Source organism: Streptomyces sp. NPDC027962 (assembly GCF_055566095.1).
In genome coordinates, this window is sequence record NZ_JBVHTA010000117.1 from 1 (window position 1) to 1330 (window position 1330).

Consider the following 1330-nt stretch of genomic DNA (forward strand, 5'->3'; position numbering starts at 1 on the left):
TGAACCGCCCCGTGTCAGGTAGAGACTCGATTCCGTGAAAGGATTGAGTCATGGCACGACCCTCCCGTTACCCGCTTGAGTTGCGCCGTCGCGCGGTGCGCATGGTCGCCGAAGTGCGCGACGACCACCCGAACGAGACGGCCGTCCTGCAGGCGGTCGCGGACAAGCTCGGCATCGGCTCCCGCGAGACGCTGCGGAACTGGGTGAAGCAGTACGAGATCGACGCGGGGCAGCGTCCGGGGACGACGACGGAGGAGTCCGCCCAGCTCAAGGCGTTGAAGAAGGAGAACGCCGAGCTGAAGCGGGCGAACGAGATCCTGAAGGCCGCGGCGAGTTTCTTCGCGGCCGAGCTCGACCGGCCACACACGCGCTCGTAGCGTTCATCGACGAGCACCGGGACCGCTTCGGCGGGGTCGAGCCGATCTGCAGGACGCTCACCGAGCACGACTGCAAGATTGCTCCTTCCACGTACTACGCCCACAACAAACGCCTCCAAACGCCCTCCGCCCGTTCCGTGCGCGACGAGGCACTCAAGGAGAGGATCCAGCACGTCTACACGTCCAACTACCGTGTCTACGGAGCCCGGAAGATCTGGCGCGAGCTGAACCGGCAGGGACATGCGGTGGCCCGCTGCACCGTCGAGCGCCTGATGCGCGAGCTCGGTATCCAGGGAGCGGTGCGCGGCAAACGCGTCATCACCACGATCCCCGGCGGGCAGGCCCAGCGGGCCCCCGATCTGGTCGACCGCGACTTCGTCACCGTCGCCCCGAACCGGTGCTGGGTGGCGGACTTCACCCACGTGAAGACCTGGTCCGCGACCGTCTACGTCGCGTTCGTCGTGGACACCTTCTCCCGCCGGATCGTCGGCTGGTCCGCGGCCACCGTGAAGGAGACCGTCTTCGTCCTGGACGCCCTGGAGATGGCCATCTGGCAACGCGACCGCGACCAACAGCCGGTACAGCCAGGCGAGTTGATCCATCATTCGGATGCCGGGTCGCAATACACATCGTTCAAGCTCGCCGAGCACCTGGACGCCGCCGGCATCGCGGCGAGCATCGGATCCGTCGGTGACGCGTACGACAACGCCCTGATGGAGTCCACAATCGGGCTGTTCAAAACCGAGTTGATCAAGCCCCAGCGGCCCTGGAAGACGCTCTCCCAGGTCGAGTTGGCCACCGCCGAGTGGGTCGACTGGTACAACCACCGAAGACTCCACGGTGAGATAGGCCACGTCCCGCCCGTCGAATACGAAGCCAACTACTACACCGAACTCACGAAACCCCAGGTCACAACCACAGTCTGAGATCTCCACCGAACCCGGGGCGGTTCA

At 65.3% G+C, this 1330-nt stretch carries 1 protein-coding gene; it reads left to right on the forward strand.

Going from position 1 to position 1330, the window contains the following annotated elements:
• The first annotated feature begins 50 nt into the window (after positions 1 to 50).
• Positions 51 to 1303, forward strand: a protein-coding gene (locus ACZ4SA_RS36940; RefSeq protein WP_468283254.1) for an IS3 family transposase whose coding sequence is annotated in 2 segments (ribosomal slippage) — positions 51 to 333 and positions 333 to 1303 — 1254 coding nt in all. Because the reading frame shifts where the segments join, the coding sequence is not laid out codon by codon here.
• The last annotated feature ends 27 nt before the right edge of the window (positions 1304 to 1330 follow it).